The sequence below is a fragment of the Streptomyces sp. NA02950 genome, from assembly GCF_013364155.1.
Taxonomy (GTDB): Bacteria; Actinomycetota; Actinomycetes; order Streptomycetales; family Streptomycetaceae; genus Streptomyces.
Genome location: NZ_CP054916.1, coordinates 9,587,372 through 9,608,122, shown reverse-complemented (window position 1 = coordinate 9,608,122; position 20,751 = coordinate 9,587,372). Strand labels below are relative to the sequence as shown.

Here is a 20,751-nt window from a genome sequence, read left to right as displayed (position 1 = left end):
GACCGGCCCCCAACCCGCCCAGCCATGGAGGCACCCCCGTGACACGATCCCGCCGGCCCCGCCCCCGCGGACAATGCCAGTACGACCTCAGCCCCAAGACGTCACCGGAGACCTTCGCGGCGGCCGCCGCGGTCCTGGCCGAGCGAGGATGGCGCGATGGTGAGACCTTCCGCATGCGCCCGTCGGCCCTCGGCCCCCATGAACTGCTGATCGCGCCCATCGTGGGCGGAAACGACATGGCGCCCGGGAGCGGCATGTACGAGTGGCAGGAAGGGCAGGGCATGGAGTGGTTCAACGCCGCCCGCCGTCTGGCCCGGGACCTGGCAAAAGAGGGGTGGACCTCCCACGGAGCCACCAACCGGGGGACCTACTTCCAGCGCCCCGCCCGTCCCGGCCTGGACCACACGCCCTACTCCGGAGATGTGGCCACCGCGCCGCCGGGTGCCCCCGTGCGGCTGCTGGCCATCGCGGCCGAAGTCGGCATCACGGACGCCGCCTTGGACGCGGCAGTCTGCGCAGCCGCGCACGAAGTGGCCGCCGACTCCTACAACAGCGGCGCGTACCCGGAGGTGAGCGACGATCGAGCCCACCGGGCGGTGCACGCCGACGCTGACGTCATCGCCAGCAAGATCAATATGGAAGGGCGGTCGGCCCAACTCGCCTACTTGTATGAGGGGTGCGCGAGCGAGGCCGCGTTCCGCTCTCTCCTTCACGAGCTGTGCGACTGATTTGACCACACCCCACCCAAGAGCGTATAGTTATCTATGTCGATAAGGGGTTTGGGCGGCAACCCTTCCCTGACCGACCCATCCAGCCCATCAATCGCAAGGAGCGATCGTGAGCACCACGACAGCCCCCACAGTCACCAGGACCACCCTCCCCATCGACCAGCTGGTGCCCAACGGCGCCCGGGAAGACATCCGGCTCGATGACTGGCTGATCGACTCCATCCAGGCCAACGGCATCAGGGTTCCGCTCACCGTCGTGCCCCTGGGCGGCAAGGACGACCTGTACAAGGTCCTCCAGGGAGACCGTCGGCTCGGCACGGCCAAGCAGCTCAATCACACCGAAGTCCCCGTCTACATCGTGGACCCCGCCCTGCGCGAGGCGGGCGAGGACTACATCGACGCGCTCATCGAGAACGCCGACGAGGGCCGTCTCGCACTCACACCGCTGGAGCAGGCCACCGCGCTGTTCAACGCGGAAGAGGCAGGCATGCCGCGCGCCGTCCTCGCCAAGCGCACCAACCGCTCCGAGCAGGAAGTTGGCCATGCCGTCACGGCAGCGGGGAAGATCGGCAAGCGGACACGATCGGCCCTGGTCCAGGCCGACGACTACGAGTTCACCATGGACGTGCTGGCCGCCCTCGCCGAGTTCGACGATGACCCGGAAGCCGTCGACCGGCTGATCACCGCCCACACCATCGGCTATTTCGCCCACCAGGTCACCCGGGAGCGCGCCGACCGCGAGACGGCCCGCGCACGCGAGGCCAAGCGAGGCGAACTCGCCGCCACAGGAGTGACGCTGATCGAGGAAGACGGCGAGTGGCCGACCGGCGCCGAGTACCTGGCCGACCTCCGCGACGCTGACGGCAACGACCTCGACCCGCAGGCGCACGCCGAGTGCCCTGGGCACGCCGCCATCTGGGATGAGGACCTGGACGATCCGGCAGCGGTCGCCTACCTGTGCGCCGACCCCGCCGCCCACGGGCACACCCCCCGCTGGGCGGTGGACACCGATGCAGAGGAGACGGCACAGAGCGAGGACGGAGCCACCGACGGCGACCGTCCGGCCCCGCCGACCGGGCCCGCCGGGCCCGCGAAGGACGAGATGCCGCACAAGCTCAAGGTCGAGGGCAACGCGGCGTACCGGGCCGCGCTCAAGACCCGGCGCGAGTGGCTGCGCACCGAGTTCCTCTCCCGCAAGACCGCCCCGAAGGTTCTTGCCCGCTTCGTCACCTCCCAGCTGCTCAGCTGCCCCAAGCCCGTCGCGTCCTGGACCGGCGATGTCGCCCGCGTGGCGCTGCTGGCTGAGCTGCTGGGCGAGGAGAAGACCGGGGACGCGGAGGGACGTTGTGAGTGGGCACCGGCCAACGCCACGCCCGGACGCCTGATGCTGATGAACTTCGCCGTTCTGGCCGCCTGCTACGAGAAGCGGATGGACCAGGTGCAGACCTGGCGGCATGACCGGCCCTCGTGGGACACCGACGAGATCCGGGCGGACGCCCGTGTCTACCTGGAGTTCCTGGGCGAGGTGGGGTACCCCCTCGCGCCGATCGAGCAGGCGATCATCAGCGGCGAGCCCTACGCCCCGCAGGAATCCACGGCCCTCGACCAGGACCAGGAGGACGACCCGGACGGCGAGCCCAGCGCCGACCAGGGCGACGCCGACGACGACTGACCCATCACCCCGGCCCCTCCCCCGTTCGGGAGGGGCCGAACCCCGGGCCCGCGGCGCGGCTCGCCGCCGCGCCGCGGGCCCGGCCCACGTCCTTCCACCGCCCATCAGCGAGGTCCTTCCCATGCATGCTCTTCCCGCACCGGTCGGTGAGCGCGCCGCCCGCGCCGCGCTGGCCGCCTTCCACTCCCCTGAATCCATCGCCGCCGAACTGGCCGAACACGGCCCCGAAGCCCTGTGGCACATCCGGGTCCGCCACGACCACACCGGCGCGCTGTCCAGCTACCGCCCCGGCCCCCAGCTCGATGCCGCCCAGCGCACCGCGCAGTTCGTCATCCCCGGGGACGCCTGCTGGCCGGCCGCCCTCGACACCTTGGGCACCTCCACACCGCTGGGACTGTGGGTACGCGGCACCGGCGATCTGGCCACCCTCTCCAGCCGCGCCATCACCGTCACCGGCAACCGGTACGCCACCAGCCGGGGAAAGCAGCGGGCCGCCCTGATGGCAGGCACCCTGGCCCTCGCCGGACACACGGTCACCGCATCCCTGGCCCACGGCATCGACGCCGCCGCGCACTCCGGTGCACACCTGCTGTCCGCGCCCACCCTCGCCGTCGTGCCGTGCGGACTCGACCTGTGCCACCCTCATGATCAGCGCGACTTGCTGCGCGCCACCGCCGAGCGAGGCGGCGCCGTGGTGAGCGTGTACCGGCCGGGCACAACCGCCAGCGAGGTCACGCTGCGCACCACCGCCGCGCTGGCCGCCGCACTGTCGGCCGCCGTGGTCGTGGTCGAATCCATCGCCCATGACCCGGCCATGGACAGCGCGGCCGCTGCCCGCCAGCTCGGGCGCCCGCTGTTCGCCATCCCCCCGGATAACGACCTGTTGGACATGTATGCCACGGGCACGGCCCAGCTGCTCAAGAGCGGTGACGCCCGCCCTGTGCTCACCGCGGAGCAGGCTCTGGCCGCGCTCGCCTGAACCCCCGACGCGGGGTGCCGGGGAGGCAGTGACCGTGGTCGGCGCCGACGCCACCAAGCGGCACCTCAGCGCCGACCACGGGTCCGCCCAATGCCTCGGTTGCGATCAGGGCAGGGTGCCGCTGCGTGCTCCAGCGCCAACAAATCGCAGCCCCTATTTCCGGCGTGCTTATGGGAGTTGACCCGAGCACCTATGCGCGTATAATTACCTGTGTCGTCACACGGCAATGGGGCGACACCATCCAACCCGCACTACGCAACCGAGGAACAGAATATGGCGCGTTCATTTTCAAGGGTGAGTCGCTTTTCAGAGGGAGCCGCGTACAAGCTGCGCAAGCTGCACAGCTTCCGGGAAAAGGGAATTGAGGGTCATTCGTTCGGAGTCTGCGCCTTCCCCCAGGGGCAGGGTCAACTGACCGACGAGGAGTACGCCCAGTACCTCGCGGCAGCCGATGGAAAGCACGACACCTACATGCGCCACGGCGCCCCCTTCGCCCCGGGCGATCTCGTGTACGAGGTCATCGTGAACGGAACGGTCGTCGCCTGGCTCCCCTACGACGGCGTGCTGCGCTCCCCCGATCGCGAATTCCCGGACCCGCTCATGAACGAGGCCCGCGACTTCGCCCGACGCCACCTGGGCGTTGACCAGGAGACACAGCAGAGCCTGGCCGACGAGCGCGGCGACATCGAGCGCATGTCGGCAAGCGGCTTCGTCAGCGTGATCTTCGAACACCTGGAGCGGGCAGAGCGAGGAAGCAAGTTCAACGACTTCCCGACGGATATCCCGGTGCGCGTGTACGACGCGCGGCGCCACCAGGAAGCCAAGGAGAAGGCCGCTGCCACCGGTCGGCCCATCCAATCGTGGCCCAACCCCACCGTGGAGTACCGCGAACAGCAGCGGCGCGAATGGGCACTGGAAGCCGCGCATTACCTGGCTGCCTTCCGGGACCGGTTCCCTGCCGAGTACGTGATGTGGACGACCCTCCGTCATCACGATGCCCACCGCAAGGGGAAGAAGCTCAAGCTGCCGGAGCTCAAGCCCTACGACCGGATCGGGATCAGGGATTACCGGGGTATGACCCCCGTGATCGTCCTGAAAACCGAGATGTGGCATTCGAAATTGTTCGCGAGCCTTCGTTCCGAAGACGAAGAGCGAGACCATCAGCGGATCACTCCGCAGAGCTTCATCCCCGAGGCTGAACTCCTCCCCGAAACTCGCGAACTGTTCAAGCCGGTTTGGGAGCGACTGGCCCGAGCCGAACCGAGCAGCGAAGAAGTCGCCGAATAGGCAGCGACCCGCAGCACTCTCAGTCGACGCGGGCCCGGACAGCAACGCCGGGCCCGCCCGGCCCTCGCCCCGACCAGGCGCGGCAACGCCCGGCCGGTCCACCCAGCCCACCAGCCGAACGAAGCATGGAGAAGTCCTGTGAACCCCACCGAACCTCAGCCCTCAGCTGTCTCCCATCCGGTGAGCCGCGCGGCTTACCTGGCCGACCACCTGGAGCCGACACAGAGCGCTCTCGCCGAAGCGGCGCAGGCCGTCGCCACGACCACCGCCGCCGGATGGCACCCGCTGACCGGCTACCCCGGCCGGGATGAGCCCTGGCAGATGCGGTGCCTGCTGTGCGGCTGGGAGGGACCGCGGACCTACAGCCAGGTGCTCTGCTCACTCCCGAACTTCCGGCATCCGGGCTGCATCCCCCAGAGCCAGTGGACGGACAAGCTCGCCCAGCTGGTGAGCGCGGGATGCCGCTGCGTCATCGCCCATCCCACGACTCCCAGCGAGGCGGCCGACGTCGTGGAGGGCATTCGCTACGCCCGCCAGGTAGGTGACGGCACGGGGCTTCTTCTCGGCCTCGCCCGGTTGCTCGGTCCGTGCCCGGCCTCGGCCAACCGCGCCCACGCGCTCGCCCAGAGCAGCCGCTGAGCGCCCCGTGCGGCTGCCTGGCCAGGAAACACAAGTTCCCGACCAGGCAGCTGCTCCCCACCGACCGCCACGTGGCAACGTCCGGTCGCCCCCCTGCACGCCCCCAGCTCAACAGATCTCGAGGACATCGGCCCATGAACACACTGTTCGATCTGCCGCCGCCCAGGAGCACCGTCACCCGCGCCTGGACCCCGGCCCTGCGCGACTATGACCTGATTGCCTTCAGCGATTCCAGCGGCAAGGACTCCCATGCTGCTCTCGCGGTCACCACCGAGGGGGCCCGGGCCGACGGAGTGCTTGACCGGGTGTTCACCTTCCACGCCAGCCTGGGGCCCCTCGAATGGCCCTCGGTGACATTCCAGGGACGGCGGTACCCCAGCTCCGGCGAACTCGCCGCACTGCACAGCACCGCGTACGGGATCCCGGCCGAACGGCACATCGAGGTGCAGCGCACCGTGAAGGACGCGGCCGGGGAACTCGTGCCGTACAGCCTGCTCACGTTCATCGCTGAGCGCGGCATGTGGCCGGTCCAGGGCGACGCGCAGTTCTGCACGGGCGACTGGAAGACCAAACGGATCTTCGCCGCGTGGACACCGCTGGTGCGCCAGATGCGGCCGGGCCTCGGCCGCCCGGTGCGCATCCTGAACGTCCTCGGGCTGCGCGCCGAGGAGAGTCCCCAGCGGTCCAAGAGGCCGCCCTACCGCAACATCCTGCGCAACGGCAACCGGCACGTGGACGAGTGGCTGCCGATCCGGGACTGGTCCATCCAGGACGTCCGCCGCCTCTGCGACGCCTCCGGCATCCCCCACCACTGGACGTACGACTCGGTGCCCGGAGCGGGAGACTGGGGCGGTTCCTCTCGGTGCAGTTGCTCCTTGTGCATCATGGGCAGCCTCAACGACCTCATCCTGGCCGCACGCAGGCGCCCGCGGCTCACTGCGCTGTATGCCGAGGTCGAGCGGGTCCGCGGGCACCACTTCCGCCGGGATCTGTCCATCGCCGCGCTGGTCGAACTGGCGAAGCGGCCGGGTGGGCCGGCACCCGGGGTCGTCCTCCCCGACGACGGGCCGGAGTTCGACGCCCTGGAAGACACCGTCCGTGCTGCCCTCACCGAGCCGCCCCGCCGGAAGCTCAAGACCATGCCGAACGCCCCCCGACAACTCGACCTGCTGGACTTCGGCACCTGCTCCGGATGCGGACTGTGAACGAGGACAGCCCACCCTCCCACCGCTCTCAAGACACGGACGGATTGCGCACCACAACCCAAGAGCGTATAATTATCTATGCAGGCTGGACGGCAATCCGGCACGCACCCTCCAACCCACCATCACAGGAGTCCCCGTGGCGTTCTTCGTGCCGTGCCTCAGCAGGAGCGATCTGGACTTCACCGATCTGTTCTGCGGAGCCGGTGGCAGCTCCACGGGTTTGGTCGACGCCGGATACATCCTGCGGCTGGCCGCCAACCACGACCCGGTTGCCATCCGCACGCACATGGCCAACCACCCGATGGCCGAGCACATCTGTGAAAACCTCAACACCTACGAAAAGCGCCGCCTCCCGCGCACGCGAGTGCTGTGGGGCTCGCCGATCTGCACGGAGATCGCCCCGTGCGGCGGCCGCAAGCGCACCCGAGGGCAGACCGCCCTCGACATCGACGGTGTAGCCAGGGCCGAGACCTACGAGCGCACCCGGGCCACCGCTCTGGACATCATCGCCGCGGCCGACGTGCACCGCTACGACGCGGTGCTGTGCGAGAACGTCCTGGAGTTCGCGACCGACTGGGAGCTGTTCGACTGGTGGCTGAACGGCATGGCGATCCTGGGCTACAACCACCAGATCGTTTGCGCCTCCTCCGCTCACCTCGGCGGTGTGGACAACCCGCTCGCGCCGCAGCTCCGCGACCGCCTCTACGTCTGCTTCACCCGAGAGGGCATCCCGCTTCCCGACCTCGAGGTCCGCCCGGAGGCCATCTGCCCCGAGTGCGGGCCCGTCCAGGCCCGGCAGGTCTGGCGCAACCCGCGCCGCCGGAAGATCGGCAAGTGGGGCGTTCAGTACGACTACAGGTGCCCCAACCGAGCGTGTGGCCACCTGATCCTGGAGCCGACGACCCGGCCGGTGGCCGAGGTCATCGACTGGAGCCGCCCCGGCCGCCGAGTCGGCGATGGCCGTCCCGACCGCAAGAAGTTCACCCCCTACGCCCCGTCCACCCAAGCCCGCATCGCCCTCGGCCTCCGGATGTTCGGTACGGACCCGCACGTGGCCATGCTCCGGCGCAACGGCACCGCGGTTCCCGTCACCGGCCCCGTGCCGACGCTGAATGCCCAGGGGCGTCACCACGCGTTGGTCATCCCCAACGGCCGCAAAGGGCTCCCGCGTACGACCAGCGAACCGCTCACGACGATCGCCACCAAGCAGCACCACTCCCTGGTGCGTCCCGCCCCGGCCGTCGAAGACTGCACGATCCGCATGTTCATCCCGAGCGAGCTGATGGCCGTGCAGCGATTCCCCAGCGACTACACCGTGCACGGGAATCAGACCGAGCAGATCCTCCAGGCAGGCAACGCCGTCAGTGTCAACGCCGCGCACTGGCTCGGCGAACGCCTTCTTCCCTGCCTCGCCTGACATGCCTCCCCCGCCGGTCTCGGGGCGGCAACCCCGAGACCGGCCGCCATCCAACCCAGCCCCGCCAGCCCCGAAGGAGTTCCACCGTGACACTCGACCCCAGGCGCCCGGACCTGTTCGTCATTCAGGCCACGATCCCCCACCCCAACAGGGAGGGATCCCAACTGCTGTCCCTCTCCACGCCAGCCGCGCCCTTCGGCCGGACCCCCTGGCAGCTGGCTCTGGTCGCCGGGTACATCGGATCCCTGCGCAAGCGAGGCGATGAGCCCACCATCGAGTCGTTCCAGGACTACTTCGTCAGCCGGGCCGCATCTCCGGTGCCCGCCCCGGCAGAGCCGTACCTCTACACCCCCTGGCACGACACGCAGGTGACATGCCTGTTCGACCTGGCTTTCCACCGCCACAGCTTCATGCAGTGGCCCAGCATTTCTCTGGCCGTCCTCGAACAGGAAGCACACTGCGGCCGAGGCAGCTGGAGCCGCCTACAGCGACGGCGCGGCGCTCTCAGCGTCATCGCGTTCGCCGTCGAGGAGATGGCTGCCGAGCGGGACCACTTGGCCGACCAGGCCCGCAGTGGCAGGGGCGACTGCGGCGCTTCCCTCCGCGAACTCGCCGGAGAGGTCACCGACTGGATGCAGCAGCTCCACAAGGCCGCTCGGGCTGACCGCACCCTCGGCCAGGCCGCCACCGTCCGTGACGCGATTCGCTCCCGCTGACCACGTCGCGTCCCACTGCGCCAGCCCCCGCCCCGACGCCGTCGCAGGGGCTGGCGCGCCCACTCCACGGCTTTCGACACGCCCGAGAGGGAATGACAACCATGACCACATGCACCAGCCTTCAGCGTCTGTCCCGACAGCCCTTGCCGCCGAATGGCGAGTACCCCGAGACATGCGCTTGTGGACCCGCTGTCCGTTTCCGGTGTGGCCACTGCTGGCACGACCAGTGCCTTGACTGCGGGTTCTGTGCCGTTGACGGATGCGTCTGCCACTGCATGCTCGGATTCACCCCCGGAGAGGATCCGCCCCACGGGCCGACGATCTGGCTCGGCGCGCACCATGCACGCGCTCTTGCCAGGTGGTGCGTCCCGCTCTGTGTCTCCCGCCGTAACCTCGCCAACCTCCGCGACCTTCCGCGGGCCGCCGCGCCCTGGGTGTGCGACTCCGGCGCCTTCACCGAGCTGTCCCTGCACGGCCGCTGGACCATCACCCCCTACGCCTACGCCCGCGAGCTCCGCCGGTACCGGGACGAGATCGGCTGGTTGAGCTGGGCTGGGCCCCAGGACTGGATGTGCGAGCCGCAGATCATCGCCAAGACCGGACTGAGCGTGGCTGAGCACCTGGCGCGAACGGTCGGCAACTACCTCGACCTGATGGCCATCGACGACACTCTGAAGATCATCCCGTCGGTACAGGGCGATACGGTCGCCGACTACGTACGCTGCCTCAGCCTGTACGACCGTGCGGGGGTCGACCTGAGCGCCCTCCCGCTGGTCGGCGTCGGCTCCATCTGCCGCCGCACATCCCCCCGCGAAGCGGCCGCCATCCTCGGCACGCTGGCCGAGACCGGTCTGCCCCTCCACGGCTTCGGCCTCGCACTCGACGCACTGGACAAATGTGCTGAGTTCCTCGTCTCTGCGGACTCTCTGGCCTGGTCCCGCGAAGCCCGCTGGAACCCGCCACTGCCCGGGCACACCCACGCCTCGTGCTCGAACTGCGTCTACTGGGCCATGCAGTGGCGCGAGCGAGTGCTGAAGGTCCTGCACAAGCCCCGTCAGATGGTGCTCCGCACGACGCGGACCCCTTCCTGACCTTCCGGGCCCCACGACCTCACGCCTGTCCCAGGGCGGCAACCCCGGGACGGCGTCCAACCCACCGAAGGGATCCCCGCCATGTCCACGTTCGTCCAGCAGCAGATCGATCTCAGCAAGGACCAGAAGGGCGGGCGCGCGTGATCTCCGTCGTTCAGCAGGATCTGTTCGGCGAGCCGCCGCGCCTGTTGGGGGCGTCCCGCACGGTGCCCGCCATGTTCGCCGGGCCTTCCGCTGAAGCGCCGGTCGTGGTCAGTTGGGGCCTTGGGGTTGACTCCACGGCGTTCCTGACACTGATCCTGGGCAATTCGCAGACCCAGCCGATGTACCGGGCCCTGGGCTACAGCCCCGACAACCTGATCGTGGTGTACGCGGCGACCGGTGACGAATGGGACGACACCCTGAGGGCCGGGGAGCGGTACGTCTTGCCGCTGCTGCGCAAGCACGGCGTGCGCCTGGTCCAAGTCGCGCGGGGCGGTCCCTTTGAGTCCGACGGGATCGTTGTCCTCGACGACAGCCGCTCGCCGACCCGGCTGCACAAGGCCGGGCCCTGGCGGCTGAGCGACGAGCTGCGGACCACCGGCACCGTGCCCATGGTGGCGCAAGGCCGGAGAACCTGCTCGGTCAAGTTCAAGGGATCCGTGATCGACCGGTTCATCGCCGCAGAACTCCACGGCCGCCCGTACCGGCATGTCCTGGGCTTCAATGCCGAGGAGGGAACGCGCGTACTGCGGGATCAGACGTACACCTCGCTCACCCGCTCCCCGGAGTACCCGTTGATCGAGTGGGGGTACGGTCGCGCGGAGTGCCTCGAGCTGTTGCGGGAGCAGTTCGGCATCACCTGGCGCAAGTCGCATTGTGCGCAATGCCCCTTTCCGGGCAATATTGGTAGCTTGCCTCAGCACCTTGAGCGGCTGCGGTCGTTTCCTGAGCGGGCGGCGGACGTGCTCATGCTGGAGCATTCGGCACTTGCCCTGAACCCGAACAGCCGCCTATTCGGGACCACGACCCTGCACAGTCACGTCGTGGCCGACCGCAACACCGATGCGCTGACCGCCTTCCGGCGCGCCCAGCTCGCCGGCACCTGGTCGGTGTACCGGGTTCAGCGGATCATCTGGGCCCGCGGGGACGAGGGAGCCAAGGGTCCGGCCTGGCGGAGCGTTCAGACTCTGAGTGTGGCCAGCACACGGTCTGGGGCGGTGCAGCAGCTGCGGCGCTTGGCCTCCTCCAAGGGCGGGAGCGTGGAGGTCGACGAATACCGCATCCCTCGTTCCTGGGCGCTGCGGCGCGGGGAGCGGTATCCGGTGCGCGAGTGGTTTGACGTCGTCGCCCCGACGCTGGCCAGGGACAAGGTCCGGCCGGGCTTCCTCGGGGCGTGGCGCACGCTTGGACTGAGGACGAAACAGCTGGAGTTGACCAGCCCGTGAGAGCCGTCGGCCGTCGTGCGGCTGGTCCAGTGCGCGCCGGTCTGCGAGGCGTGTACGGCGGGAACCACCGGGTGCCAGCCGCTCTGCGGGAGTGGCTCACCCGGACTGAGGCCGGTCGGTTCGCAAGCACCCGATGGACTTCCTCGCCGAGGTCCGCAGACGCTGACCCCGGACACGCCTCCGAGCTCTGTCAGCAAGACCCGGCGAGTAACGGGCGGCGGCCCGTCACTCACCGGGTAGCGCTCGCACACGCCCGCGTTCGGCGGGTAGGGGACGCCGAGGGCCTGGTTTCTGGTAGTGAGCGTGAGCACCCGGGAGTGCTGGGGTTGGAGGCTCCGCCTCAGCGGAGCCTGTCGGCGTGGTCACGCTGCTGCCGCGCGTACGAAGGAGAGCCCGTTGCGGCGAGCTATGGACTCGCTTGACTCCCCCAGAGCATGAGTGCATAATTACGACTGTCGGTTAGGTCCGGCGTGTGCACCACATGGCGATGGCCGGCGGAATACACCTCGAAAGGTGTCGGTCCAGAGCGGCAACCCCGACCGAACGTCCCACCGGCCATCAATATCCAACCCACCTTCCGCCCCGAGGAGCAGGAAAGTGAACGATCCCGAGTATAAGAGCAACCCCAGCGCACAGGGAGCCCACCATACAGATCCCTCGGAGGTCCCTTTCGCGACCGAGCTGCCGGAGGGCGAAATCGAGGTCATCGATGGCCGCGCCATGGTCAATGGCCGCGCCGTGGTCAACCGGGACTGGATGGTCAAACGCACCGGGGCCGCGCGCGTCACGGTGAACCTGTGGTACCGCAAGCGCCACGAGGCTCCCGAGTACATGACGGATGACGAGGGTAACGAGGTCAAGGTCCCGCGCCACCCGGAGAAGAAGATGAAGATCAGGCGCGTCGACTTCTACGACGAGCGGGAGTTCGAAGCGTTCTACGCGGCCTTGCAGCTGCGCAAGAAGCAGAAGGTGCTTCCGACGTCGCCGGACCTCTATGAAGGGGACGTCGAGGACCGGATCTCGATCAACCAGGCCGCGGAGTTCTTCCACTTCGCCGGCCCGAACGTCATCCGCAAGTACCTCAAGGACAACCCCGGCTACTTCCCGGACTCGGTCGGGACCGTGGAAGGGCCCAGCGGTCGACAGATCCCCGCCTTCCGCCGTGGCGACCTTCAGGACTTCGACCGCAAGCGCCAGGGCGACAACACCGGCACAGCCGGACGGCCCGAAGGCCACCCCCAGTCTCGAGAGCGCAAGCCGGAAACGGAGGAGCGCATCGCCACCGCACTGGCCTTCATCCGCGAGCAGGGCGGCCACCGCCGCGGCATGGGCGCCCAACTCGCCGCACGGCACAACGAGCCGACGTGGAAGTGGGAGCGGGCGGTCAAGGAAGCTCGCATGAAGCTCATCCGCGAGGGCGAATAGGCACTGCCCCTCCCGGCAGGCACGGCGGGTGACCCAGCCCAGCCGGGCACGGACATGAGGCGCGCGGGCCCCGGTCGACATGACCGGAGCCCGCGCGCCTCATGCTGAGACAGTGCGGGTTACGAGCAGTGCTTCCTCTCGTAGAGGCCGTAGGCTCCGTCAGCGCCGCCGTACATGTAGCTGAAGCCGCCCTCGATGTCGACGCACTTGCCCCGGGCCTTCGCGTAGACCGGCCCGGCGAACTTCTTGTGGTGCTGGCTGGGCCGGTAGCCGTCCTGGTCCCAGCGGCCCGTACCGCTCCTCTGGATCCTGACCATGACGTCCGTCGGGCGGAAGACGCCGTTCTTCGGCCGGGCGATAGCGCAGTTCTTGCCGCTGGAGGGGGACCAGTACACGTCGATGTATCCGACCTTCTTGCCGTAGGGGTCGACTTGCCCCGTGCTCTTGAGCGGCCACGACTTCTTGAAGTGGTAGGACGCCCCGCAACGGTTGACCCGGTTGGTGGCACTCGCGCTGGGCGCGGTGGCGACGACGACCGTGCTGCCGAGCACGGCTACAGCCGAGGCCGCCACGATGGACTTACGGATCATGCTCATGAATCGTTCCTTTTCATCGACTTCGTCTGCTGCTGTTGGGTTTCTTCTGGTGATGGAGCGGGCCGGGCTCCTGCCTGAGGGGGCGCGCGGCTGCGCGGGAGTGCCGCAGGTCGTCCTCGGCGGGCAAACCGTGTTGCGCGGCCCGGGGCCGCGGTGCTGCTGGAGGGTGAGCGCTGCACGGTCGCGTCGCTGTGGTGGAGGGGCGCTTTACGAGGCATGGGAGCCGCCATTCGGTGACGGGTGCTGGTGACGCCAGGCGCGCATGTGGGTCTCGACCTCGTGGTCCAGGAGCGCCCCCCAGTGACCGGCGGCAGCCAGGCGCTCGCGCATCTGGTGTCCTTCGCGGGCGGCCGCCGTTTCGTAGGCGTCGTGCGCGGAGGACAGCTCGGCGTCGCAGGTGAGGCGCTCTTCGAGTTCGGCGCGTGCCTGCTCGGCCTGGCGCTGCTCGGCGCGGCGTGCCTGGCAGGTGGCGCAGAGTCGGCCGGTGTTGATGATCAGTCCGTCTTCGCAGGACGGGTCGGGGCAGTCGTGGGCGGTGAGGAGATCGGCCACGTAGCCGACGGGGCGGCGGATGGGGTCGGGCCCGGTGTAGTGCTCGGCCGTCCGTTCGGGGCCCCGGGCCTGGTGCCAGCGGCGGTTGATGCGGGCGATGAGCTGTTCGGGAGTGCGGGGCGGGATCCGGTAGGTACCGGGCGCGGAGCCGGGGATGCCTGTGAGGGCGTCGCAGATGGCGCGGATGAGGGTCGGGGCGAGACGGCCCCCGGCGCGGGCGGGCTGAACTTCGCGGGGCAGTGCGGCCGCGACCTGCTCCCACCCGGCGGGCCGCTTTCGCGGTCGCGGTGTGACGGCTTTCGGGGACCGGGACTTGGGGGTGGCTCCCGCCGTCCTCGCCGCGGCGCCAGCCGCTGAGGAGGCGGACTCCTTACCACCCGCACCAGTCCTGCGGACGTCCGGAAGGTGGTTCCCCTTGGTGGGTTCTTGTTGATTGGTTATGGAGGGGTTGTGGGTGATACCCGGGGAGGGTGTTGTGGGCGACCCCTGGGAGGGGTTGCCCACAACCCCTGCCCCCGGAGCAGGTGAGCCCTGGTCAGGGCAGGGGTTGTCGGCAACCCCTCCCTTGGCAGGGAGGCGAAGTGTCGGGCGGGGGATGAACTCGCCCTCGCGGATGGCCGCGTACCGGTCGTCGTGATCTTGGTAGTAGCTGATCTCGGCGAAGGGGTGGTTGGTGCCGCCCCACTGGTCCCATGGCCCGTGGACGAAGAAGCGGTTGGTCGTCTTGCTGCCGTTGCTGCGATAGCGCTGCCGAGCGGACAGGTAGCCGTCACGCCGGAGCTCGCGCAGCAGGGTTTTGGTGCGCTCTTCACTCACCAACGCCTCACTGGCGATCAGGGCGCGTCCGGGGAAGGCGGAGTAGTTCTGGTCGCAGCGGGTGGCGACCGCCAGGAGCACCAGCTTGTGCGCCGGGGTGGGCAGGTGCAGCCGCATGACGTACGCGGCAGCGTCGACACCGCTCACGTCTCACCGCCGTGGTCTGTGCTGGGCGGGGTGCGAGGGGTCATGCGTTGTCCCCGTGGATGCGGGTGGATTCGAGGTGCTCGCGCGCTGCGGGGGTGTCGTGATCGGGCGATTGCAGACGGATGCGGCTGTCGGTCAGCAGGTCCTCGATTCGGCCCTCGCCGCCGGTCTGGACCTGCCAGCCGCAGGCGAGATCCGCGATCACGCTGCGGGCGAGCCGCAGGTACTCCTCCGGGTGCGTCTCACGTACCGCGAGCCAGCTGCCGATGTTGCGGGTGTGCGTTCTGACGGCCCGCAGTTCGTGGATCAGCAGGGGGGTCGCCGGCGTGTGCTGCGTGGTGCAGTCGAGCGGGGCGGGCGCCGCATGCGGGATGGCACGGCGGCCACGTGAGCGATGGCGCCAGAGCATCGGGCTCCTCCTTGAGGACGGGTTCTGCATGTCGATCAGCAGACCCGTGTGCTCTGACCAGACCGGTCACCAAATCCGGAGCCGGGAGTCACGCTCGCATCACGCTTGCCGTGGTCGATTCGTGGTCAAGGTTCTGGTCGGGGATTGCGCAGTCGAGAGGCGCCGGGGAGTGCGCAGTTGTGGTCTGCGTGCCCGGGCTGCGCAGCCATGCGATGGGCATCGGCTGGCCCGCGGTCGGCTGCGCAGGGCGCCCCTGCTCCTGCCGGGGGCCTCTCGTCGCTCTGGTTGCGGAGTACGGAAGCGGCGCGTCCCGTATCTCCTCGCGGCGGCACGGCCGCGCAGGGCGAAGGAAGGGTCACCGAGGAGAGGCTGACGAGCGTTCCTGCGATCGCTCTGGCGAAGACCGAGCACCCCCGGCTGATCGGGACACCGCGCTGAGGTGAGGTGCCAGCTGCTCGGCAGCGACTGCAACCGGAGGCGCGGGCGGGTCGGGCCGGATGGTGGGGCCCCAGGTGGGGGGCGTGGTCAGGGTTGACCGGTTGGTTGACCACGGCGTGGCCGGGGGGATGTGACGGGGTCGTGACCGTGGTCAATGGGCGCTGGCCAGCCGACCGGTCAGAGGCGGCGGGTTGTCTCCAGGTATCGATCCGACCGCTTGTGACCTGGAGTTCGTCATGCCTGTATTCCCACGCCGTCAGGCGTCGTTGGAGCCCGGAGGTCCGCCTTCGCAGACGGCGGGTGTCTCGGTGCGGCTGCTGCGCGCCCGTCGGTGGGTCCGGCTGGGCCGGGTGGCCGTCTGGGGGGCGCTGGCAGCGGGACCGGCCGCGCTGGTGATCGCAGCGGCCTCGCCCGAGCCGGGGCCGGTGGTTCAGAAGACTGCGTCGGCACCGCGGCCGGTGCGGTCCACCGCCGACCCCTCGGGGTATGCCGAGCTGTTCGTGACGCTGTGGCTGCGCAGTGACAGCCGCAGCGAGGAGCGGGCGGAGGTGCGCAGGCTTCGTGCGATGGCGCCGGGGGTCGATCTTCCGGAGCCGCGTGAGGGTGCGCAGCCGGATGTGGATCGGGTGGTGGCGGTGCGCAGTGCGCGGCTGTCTGGTGGGGCGTGGTCGGTGACGGTGGCTGCGCAGTCCGGTGGGCAGGTGCGGTACTTCGCGGTGCCGCTGGTGGCCTCGGGCCGCTCGGATGCGGGCGCGTTCGTGGTGACGGCTGGACCGGCTCGGGTCGCCGGGCCGTCGGCGGGGCGGGCGCCGGAGTCTGCGTATCGGGTGACGGTGCCGGAGGGCAGTGCGCTGTCGTCGACGGTGTCGGAGTTCCTCTCGGCGTATCTGGCCGGGGTGGGTGAGACGGAGCGGTATCTGGCGCCCGGGGTGCGGCTGGCACCGGTGAGCGGTCCCGGGTATCAGCGGGTGGAGGTCGAGGAGGTCTCGGCCGATGACGCTGTCGCCAAGGGCCCGGTGGCCAAGGAGGGCACAGTGGTCCGGGTCCAGGTGGGACTTCGGGCCGTGGACGCGTTGGCCAGCTGGCCGCTGGTCTACAGCCTGCGGGTGTCAGCCCGGGACGGCCGCTGGGAGATCGCGTCGCTGGACGCCGAGTCCGCCGGGCGGGGGCACCGCGCTTGGGGCGCCGCATGGGACCAGCCGACGGCGGCGGGCACGGACCAGCGGACCGCTGGGGGTGCGCTGTGAACAGCAGTGTTCTTCTGGCGGGGAAGCTTGACGACTTGGGCACTGGCTGGCTGGACATGCTCGGCCGCTGGGCCGACAAGGGTCTGCCGGTGGCGCTGTCGTGGATCGTGATCACGGAGCTGGTGCGCCGGGGAAGTCTGAAGGCGGGCATCGGAGCCCTTCTGGCGATGGCGATCGCGCTGGGCATCTACGCCTCGAAATTCAGCCTGGCGTCGATCTTCGAGGATGAGGTCAAGAACCCCGCGAAGTCCTCCCCCGCCGTGGTGCGCGTCGTGGATCAGGTGCCCCCGGCAGGGGGCTCGGGATGAGTGCGGCGAAGCGGCGGGTCAGCCGAACGTACACCGCGGCGCGTCGGCATCCGTGGGTGCTGGGACGGGTGGGTGACTGGAAGATCCCGTTGGGCCCGTACACGCCGCCGCAGCTGGCGGTCGCCTTCGTGGGTGCGGTGCTGCTGATCAAGACGTTCAGCTGGTGGTCGTGGCTGGGGCCGGTGCCGGTGGCGGCGTGGGCCGTTGCGGTCTGGATGGCCCGGCGGGCCCGGATCGGGGGCCGATCACCGTGGGCGGCTGTGGCGGGCGTGATCGGTGTGCTGTTCCAGCCGCCCGCAGGGCGCATCGGCGGGCGCCCGGCGCGGGACCGCCGTCCTCAGATGCTGCTGGGGGCGTTCACCGTCGAGCGCGCCGTGGTGGGTGCTGTCGCCGGTGCCGTGCCGCCGGTACCGCCAGCGCCGGTAGTGCGGCGGTCGGCCACGCGGGCGCCGTCGGCCGAGCCGGAACACCGGCGCGGACTTCGGTCCCTGGGCCGGCGCCGGGCGAGCCTCCGGCGGGACCGGGAGCACCTCGCTCCGGTGCCGCAGACGGCGCTTCAGCAGCTGCTGGGCGCCGGTACATCCATCGAATCGGAAGGGAGGGAGAAGTGATGCGCGTGCCGATCCGGCACCTGGCCGGGCACATCCTGTGGTCCACCCACGGCGGCGTCTGGGGAGTCTGGCGCCTGACCCCGATCGGTGGCCGGTACGTCCCGGATCAGGTCCGGGAGGAAGTCCTGGGCCAGGTGACCTCGCTGGTGCGGTCGCTGACCGGCACGCCGCGGCTGTTCGGGCTGTGCGCGCAGGTCGATCCCGCCGAGGTCGCCGAGCGGATGGTCACCGGGGTCGATCTGGAGCGGTCTGCGGAGTGGGCCGAGTCGGTCGAGGCGGGCCTGGATCTGCTGGACGAGCAGGAGATGCACACCCGGACGCTGTGGCTGGTGGTGCCCCTGTCCGCTTCCGGTGGTGGCCGGGCCGCTGTATCGGCGGTGGTCGGCTCCATCTGGGCAGACACCCAGGCCGCTTTCGGTCTGCCGCCGACCCCGGTGCGCCGGGCGGAGGTGGAGGCCTACCAGGAGCAGGCGGACCGGGTGGCGGCCGCGCTGGGCAGTGGGCTGCCGCTGCGTCCGGCCAGCCCGTCGGAGGTCGTGTGGATGGTGCAGCACGCCGTGCACCGCGGCATGGACGAGCCCCTGCTGTCCGACGCCGAGTCCGATGACCTGTACGGCGGCCGGGTGCGCGAGGGCGTGCTGTGCTCCCCCTCCTACGCCGATCTGGGCCAGGTCCGGCTGGCCGAAGGCGGCCGGATGTCCCGTCCTGGCACGGGCGATGACGAGGACGAGTCGGCCGCGGGGCGTCGGGGCCGCCGTGCGGAGGCGGGCAGGAAGCCCTGGTGGAGGGCGGCACTGCCCTCTCCGCTGCGGCGGAACTGGTTGCAGGTGGAGGCCGAGGCGGGCACCGGCTATCAGGCACATCTTGCGCTGGCTGAAGTGCCCTCAGCGGTGTCGGAGGACGTCGCGGATCTGTTCGCGCAGCTGGAGAGCCTGCCGTTCCCTGTGGACTTCCTCATCGAGCTGGAGATTCTCAGCGCGGACCGGGCCATGGAGCAGTTGCGGAAGAAGAAGAACGAGCTGGTCGACCAGGCTGACCAGTGGGATGCCAAGCCCAGTGGGATGCCCAGTTCGCTGCCGAGCGCGGCCCAGGATCTGGGCGAGGAGGATGCGCGGCTGTCGCAGTCCAGTGTGGAGGTCGAGGTCCAGCCGGTCACGGTGCTGACGGTGTGGGGCCGGGACACCGAGACCTGTGATGCGCGGGCGCGCACGCTGACCGGACTGTTGCGGGGAGCGGACTACCGGGCGGTGCGGGCCGTCGGTCTCCAGGAGCGGCTGTTGACCTTCGGTCTGCCGGGCGCGTCCTGGCCGCCGAACATCCGGCGGGAGTTCCGGCAGGTTCAGCTCGCCGAGGACTGGGCGATGAGCGGGGCCTTCGCCGACACCGCGGTGGGCGATCAGCACGGAGCCCTGATCGGGATCGATCTGGACTGCGGCACGGTGCGGCCCGTTCTGGTCGATATCGCAGGCGCGCCCCAGCAGCAGGCCTCCGCCTCCGTGGGAGTCATCGGGGATCTGGGCAGTGGCAAGTCCGTCCTGGAGAAGCTGCTGACCATCTCGGTGGTCGACCGCGGCGGCCGGGCGATCGTCATCGACCGCACGCCGGTGCGCGAGTGGGCCCGCTTCGCCCGGGCCACCGCCCCGGACACCTGCCAGGTCATCGACGCGGCCGCGGCCAAGCTGTCGATCGACCCCTTGAGGATCTTCGCCGGTCCCGTCGGCGCCCACTACGCGATGAGCTACCTGACCTTGCAGCTGGGGATCGGGCCGATGACCACCACAGGAGCCGTGCTGCACCGGGCCATTGAGGAAGCAGCCGCCTCCCCCGACCCGTCCATGGTCACGGTCCTGAAAGCGCTGGGCACCATGGCCGACTCCGAGAACGCCGGCCCGGCACGACGCGAGGCCGCGCAGACCCTCACCGATCTGTTCCAGATCGTCGTGGCCAACCCCCTGGCCGCGATGGTCTTCGACCCCGACCTGCCGCCGCTGCGGCTGGACGACCTCGGCCACGACCTGGTGGTGATCACCACGGCCGGGCTGACCCTGCCGCCCCTGGAGGCTCTGGCGCAGCCGGAGGTGCTGCGGCAGCAGCCGCTGGAAGCGCTCATCGGCCGGGCGGTGATGTATCTGATCGCGGCGATCGCCCGCCAGGCCGCCTTCACCGACCCCTCGCGGTTCTGCCAGATCGTCATGGACGAGTGCTACTGGCTCACCAGCAGCGCCGAAGGCCGGGCCCTGGCCCATGAGATCACCTACGACGGCCGCAAGCACAACGCGGCCGGCATCTTCGGCGCCCCCGACGAGCGGCACCTTCACGACGTCAGCGGGCTGCTGGCGTACAAGGCCCTGGCGCGCACCAGCGATCCGGAACGGGCGCGCCGCGGACTGGAGTTCCTCGGGCTCAATCCGAAGGACGAGGACCTGGTGCGGCAGGTCACCACGGGCCTGTCGCCGGTCGGGAAGCCGGGCCGGGAGGGCGAGATGCTGCTGCGTTTCCCGTCCATGCAGGTGGGCCGGATCAAGGTCATCGTGCCAGCCGTCGCCCGGATCCAGGACCAGATCTTCACCACCCCCGGTGACCTCTCCAAAGGCTCTGCCGAGACAAGTGGACCGGAGTCAACGGCGGCTGCGGCCGGAGGGAGGCAGGCATGACACCCCGCAGGAACCTGCGATCGGCCGCCGATGCCCGGTGGCGTCGCCGACACCACTTGGCGTCCCTGTCGATCTTGGTGATGCTGATCGTGGCGGGAGGAGCTCTGGCCTGGGGGCTGCTGGCCGGGACCGAGGCCGTGCTGGGTGAGGCGCTCCCCCGCACAGGCAAGGCCTTCACCGCCACCGCGACCACGTCCCCCAGCGGAGACCAGACCGGGCCGGAGGGGCCCTGTCCGTCGCCCTCGAGCAGCGGCCGCCCCTCCTGCCACGTGTCGCTTCCCGGGGAGGACACCGGTGCCGAACCCGCCGGGCCGGGGTGGCTGATGCTGCTGGCGCCTCTTGCTCTGGGACTGCTGGCCTTCGCGGCATCCGGTCGGCGGCGGTGAT

Annotated in this window: 19 protein-coding genes; 16 read left to right on the top strand and 3 right to left on the bottom strand. The window is 69.9% G+C overall.

Features of this window, described 5'->3' with window-relative positions; translation table 11 throughout:
- The first annotated feature begins 38 nt into the window (after window positions 1-38).
- The 11 genes from HUT19_RS41140 to HUT19_RS41090 all read left to right on the top strand — a co-directional run bounded on the left by HUT19_RS41140 (window position 39) and on the right by HUT19_RS41090 (window position 12,586).
- On the top strand, window positions 39-728 hold the full coding sequence (locus HUT19_RS41140) for a hypothetical protein (protein WP_176178481.1): 690 nt from the start codon (window positions 39-41) through the stop codon (window positions 726-728).
- 109 nt (window positions 729-837) lie between these two features.
- A complete protein-coding gene (locus HUT19_RS41135) occupies window positions 838-2,400 on the top strand; it encodes a ParB N-terminal domain-containing protein (RefSeq protein WP_176178482.1) in 1,563 nt (520 codons plus the stop codon).
- A 121-nt stretch (window positions 2,401-2,521) separates the two neighbouring features.
- Window positions 2,522-3,379: a DNA-processing protein DprA gene (locus HUT19_RS41130; protein WP_176178483.1), complete on the top strand. Its 858-nt coding sequence runs from the start codon at window positions 2,522-2,524 to the stop codon at window positions 3,377-3,379.
- A gap of 273 nt (window positions 3,380-3,652) precedes the next feature.
- Window positions 3,653-4,666, top strand: coding sequence for a hypothetical protein (locus HUT19_RS41125; protein ID WP_176178484.1), 1,014 nt, complete (start codon window positions 3,653-3,655; stop codon window positions 4,664-4,666).
- Between the two features lie 138 nt (window positions 4,667-4,804).
- Window positions 4,805-5,305 (top strand): hypothetical protein, encoded by a 501-nt coding sequence (locus HUT19_RS41120; protein WP_176178485.1) that lies wholly within the window; start codon window positions 4,805-4,807, stop codon window positions 5,303-5,305.
- Window positions 5,306-5,439: 134 nt separating this feature from the next.
- Window positions 5,440-6,510, top strand: a complete 1,071-nt coding sequence (locus HUT19_RS41115; protein WP_176178486.1) for a phosphoadenosine phosphosulfate reductase — start codon at window positions 5,440-5,442, stop codon at window positions 6,508-6,510.
- Window positions 6,511-6,646: 136 nt separating this feature from the next.
- Window positions 6,647-7,927 (top strand): DNA cytosine methyltransferase, encoded by a 1,281-nt coding sequence (locus tag HUT19_RS41110; protein WP_254885324.1) that lies wholly within the window; start codon window positions 6,647-6,649, stop codon window positions 7,925-7,927.
- An 86-nt stretch (window positions 7,928-8,013) separates the two neighbouring features.
- Window positions 8,014-8,643, top strand: a complete 630-nt coding sequence (locus HUT19_RS41105) for a hypothetical protein (protein WP_176178487.1) — start codon at window positions 8,014-8,016, stop codon at window positions 8,641-8,643.
- A 275-nt stretch (window positions 8,644-8,918) separates the two neighbouring features.
- Entirely contained in the window at window positions 8,919-9,734 is an 816-nt protein-coding gene (locus tag HUT19_RS41100) for a hypothetical protein (protein WP_254885325.1), read from the top strand.
- 215 nt (window positions 9,735-9,949) lie between these two features.
- The gene (locus HUT19_RS41095) at window positions 9,950-11,161 is read left to right on the top strand and encodes a hypothetical protein (protein ID WP_176178489.1); all 1,212 of its coding nucleotides are present in this window, start codon (window positions 9,950-9,952) and stop codon (window positions 11,159-11,161) included.
- 597 nt (window positions 11,162-11,758) lie between these two features.
- Window positions 11,759-12,586 carry a hypothetical protein gene (locus HUT19_RS41090; RefSeq protein WP_176178490.1) on the top strand — a complete coding sequence of 276 codons (828 nt, stop codon included), beginning with the start codon at window positions 11,759-11,761 and terminating at the stop codon, window positions 12,584-12,586.
- 119 nt (window positions 12,587-12,705) lie between these two features.
- Here the strand turns inward: HUT19_RS41090 and HUT19_RS41085 are convergent, their stop codons facing one another.
- The 3 genes from HUT19_RS41085 to HUT19_RS41075 form a co-directional block, all read right to left on the bottom strand.
- A complete protein-coding gene (locus HUT19_RS41085; protein ID WP_176178491.1) occupies window positions 12,706-13,182 on the bottom strand; it encodes a hypothetical protein in 477 nt (158 codons plus the stop codon).
- Between the two features lie 207 nt (window positions 13,183-13,389).
- The gene (locus HUT19_RS44130; RefSeq protein ID WP_176178492.1) at window positions 13,390-14,697 is read right to left on the bottom strand and encodes a hypothetical protein; all 1,308 of its coding nucleotides are present in this window, start codon (window positions 14,695-14,697) and stop codon (window positions 13,390-13,392) included.
- 40 nt (window positions 14,698-14,737) lie between these two features.
- The gene (locus HUT19_RS41075; RefSeq protein ID WP_176178493.1) at window positions 14,738-15,106 is read right to left on the bottom strand and encodes a hypothetical protein; all 369 of its coding nucleotides are present in this window, start codon (window positions 15,104-15,106) and stop codon (window positions 14,738-14,740) included.
- 674 nt (window positions 15,107-15,780) lie between these two features.
- Here HUT19_RS41075 and HUT19_RS41070 point away from each other — a divergent pair.
- Genes HUT19_RS41070 through HUT19_RS41050 form a run of 5 tightly spaced genes read left to right on the top strand, consistent with a single transcriptional unit; the run spans window position 15,781 to window position 20,750 of the window.
- Complete coding sequence (locus HUT19_RS41070) at window positions 15,781-16,791, top strand: conjugal transfer protein (RefSeq protein ID WP_176178494.1); 1,011 nt, start codon at window positions 15,781-15,783, stop codon at window positions 16,789-16,791.
- Entirely contained in the window at window positions 16,788-17,099 is a 312-nt protein-coding gene (locus tag HUT19_RS41065; protein WP_176178495.1) for a hypothetical protein, read from the top strand. The genes HUT19_RS41070 and HUT19_RS41065 overlap by 4 nt, the downstream gene beginning before the upstream one ends.
- Window positions 17,096-17,710, top strand: coding sequence for a hypothetical protein (locus HUT19_RS41060; RefSeq protein WP_176178496.1), 615 nt, complete (start codon window positions 17,096-17,098; stop codon window positions 17,708-17,710). The genes HUT19_RS41065 and HUT19_RS41060 overlap by 4 nt, the downstream gene beginning before the upstream one ends.
- The gene (locus HUT19_RS41055; RefSeq protein WP_176178497.1) at window positions 17,710-20,364 is read left to right on the top strand and encodes an ATP-binding protein; all 2,655 of its coding nucleotides are present in this window, start codon (window positions 17,710-17,712) and stop codon (window positions 20,362-20,364) included. The genes HUT19_RS41060 and HUT19_RS41055 overlap by 1 nt, the downstream gene beginning before the upstream one ends.
- Entirely contained in the window at window positions 20,361-20,750 is a 390-nt protein-coding gene (locus HUT19_RS41050; protein ID WP_176178498.1) for a hypothetical protein, read from the top strand. Before HUT19_RS41055 ends, HUT19_RS41050 begins: the two co-directional genes overlap by 4 nt.
- Window position 20,751 lies beyond the last annotated feature (1 nt).

What these genes read in the sequence shown, in the direction of transcription:
- HUT19_RS41130 (WP_176178483.1), top strand. Translation starts at nt 2,522, where the DNA reads ATGCATGCTCTTCCCGCACCGGTCGGTGAGCGCGCCGCCCGCGCCGCG.
- HUT19_RS41125 (WP_176178484.1), top strand. Translation starts at nt 3,653, where the DNA reads ATGGCGCGTTCATTTTCAAGGGTGAGTCGCTTTTCAGAGGGAGCCGCG.
- HUT19_RS41115 (WP_176178486.1), top strand. Translation starts at nt 5,440, where the DNA reads ATGAACACACTGTTCGATCTGCCGCCGCCCAGGAGCACCGTCACCCGC.
- HUT19_RS41100 (WP_254885325.1), top strand. Translation starts at nt 8,919, where the DNA reads ATGCTCGGATTCACCCCCGGAGAGGATCCGCCCCACGGGCCGACGATC.
- HUT19_RS41095 (WP_176178489.1), top strand. Translation starts at nt 9,950, where the DNA reads ATGTTCGCCGGGCCTTCCGCTGAAGCGCCGGTCGTGGTCAGTTGGGGC.
- HUT19_RS41085 (WP_176178491.1), bottom strand. Translation starts at nt 13,182, where the DNA reads ATGAGCATGATCCGTAAGTCCATCGTGGCGGCCTCGGCTGTAGCCGTG.
- HUT19_RS41075 (WP_176178493.1), bottom strand. Translation starts at nt 15,106, where the DNA reads ATGCTCTGGCGCCATCGCTCACGTGGCCGCCGTGCCATCCCGCATGCG.
- HUT19_RS41070 (WP_176178494.1), top strand. Translation starts at nt 15,781, where the DNA reads ATGCCTGTATTCCCACGCCGTCAGGCGTCGTTGGAGCCCGGAGGTCCG.
- HUT19_RS41060 (WP_176178496.1), top strand. Translation starts at nt 17,096, where the DNA reads ATGAGTGCGGCGAAGCGGCGGGTCAGCCGAACGTACACCGCGGCGCGT.
- HUT19_RS41055 (WP_176178497.1), top strand. Translation starts at nt 17,710, where the DNA reads ATGCGCGTGCCGATCCGGCACCTGGCCGGGCACATCCTGTGGTCCACC.
- HUT19_RS41050 (WP_176178498.1), top strand. Translation starts at nt 20,361, where the DNA reads ATGACACCCCGCAGGAACCTGCGATCGGCCGCCGATGCCCGGTGGCGT.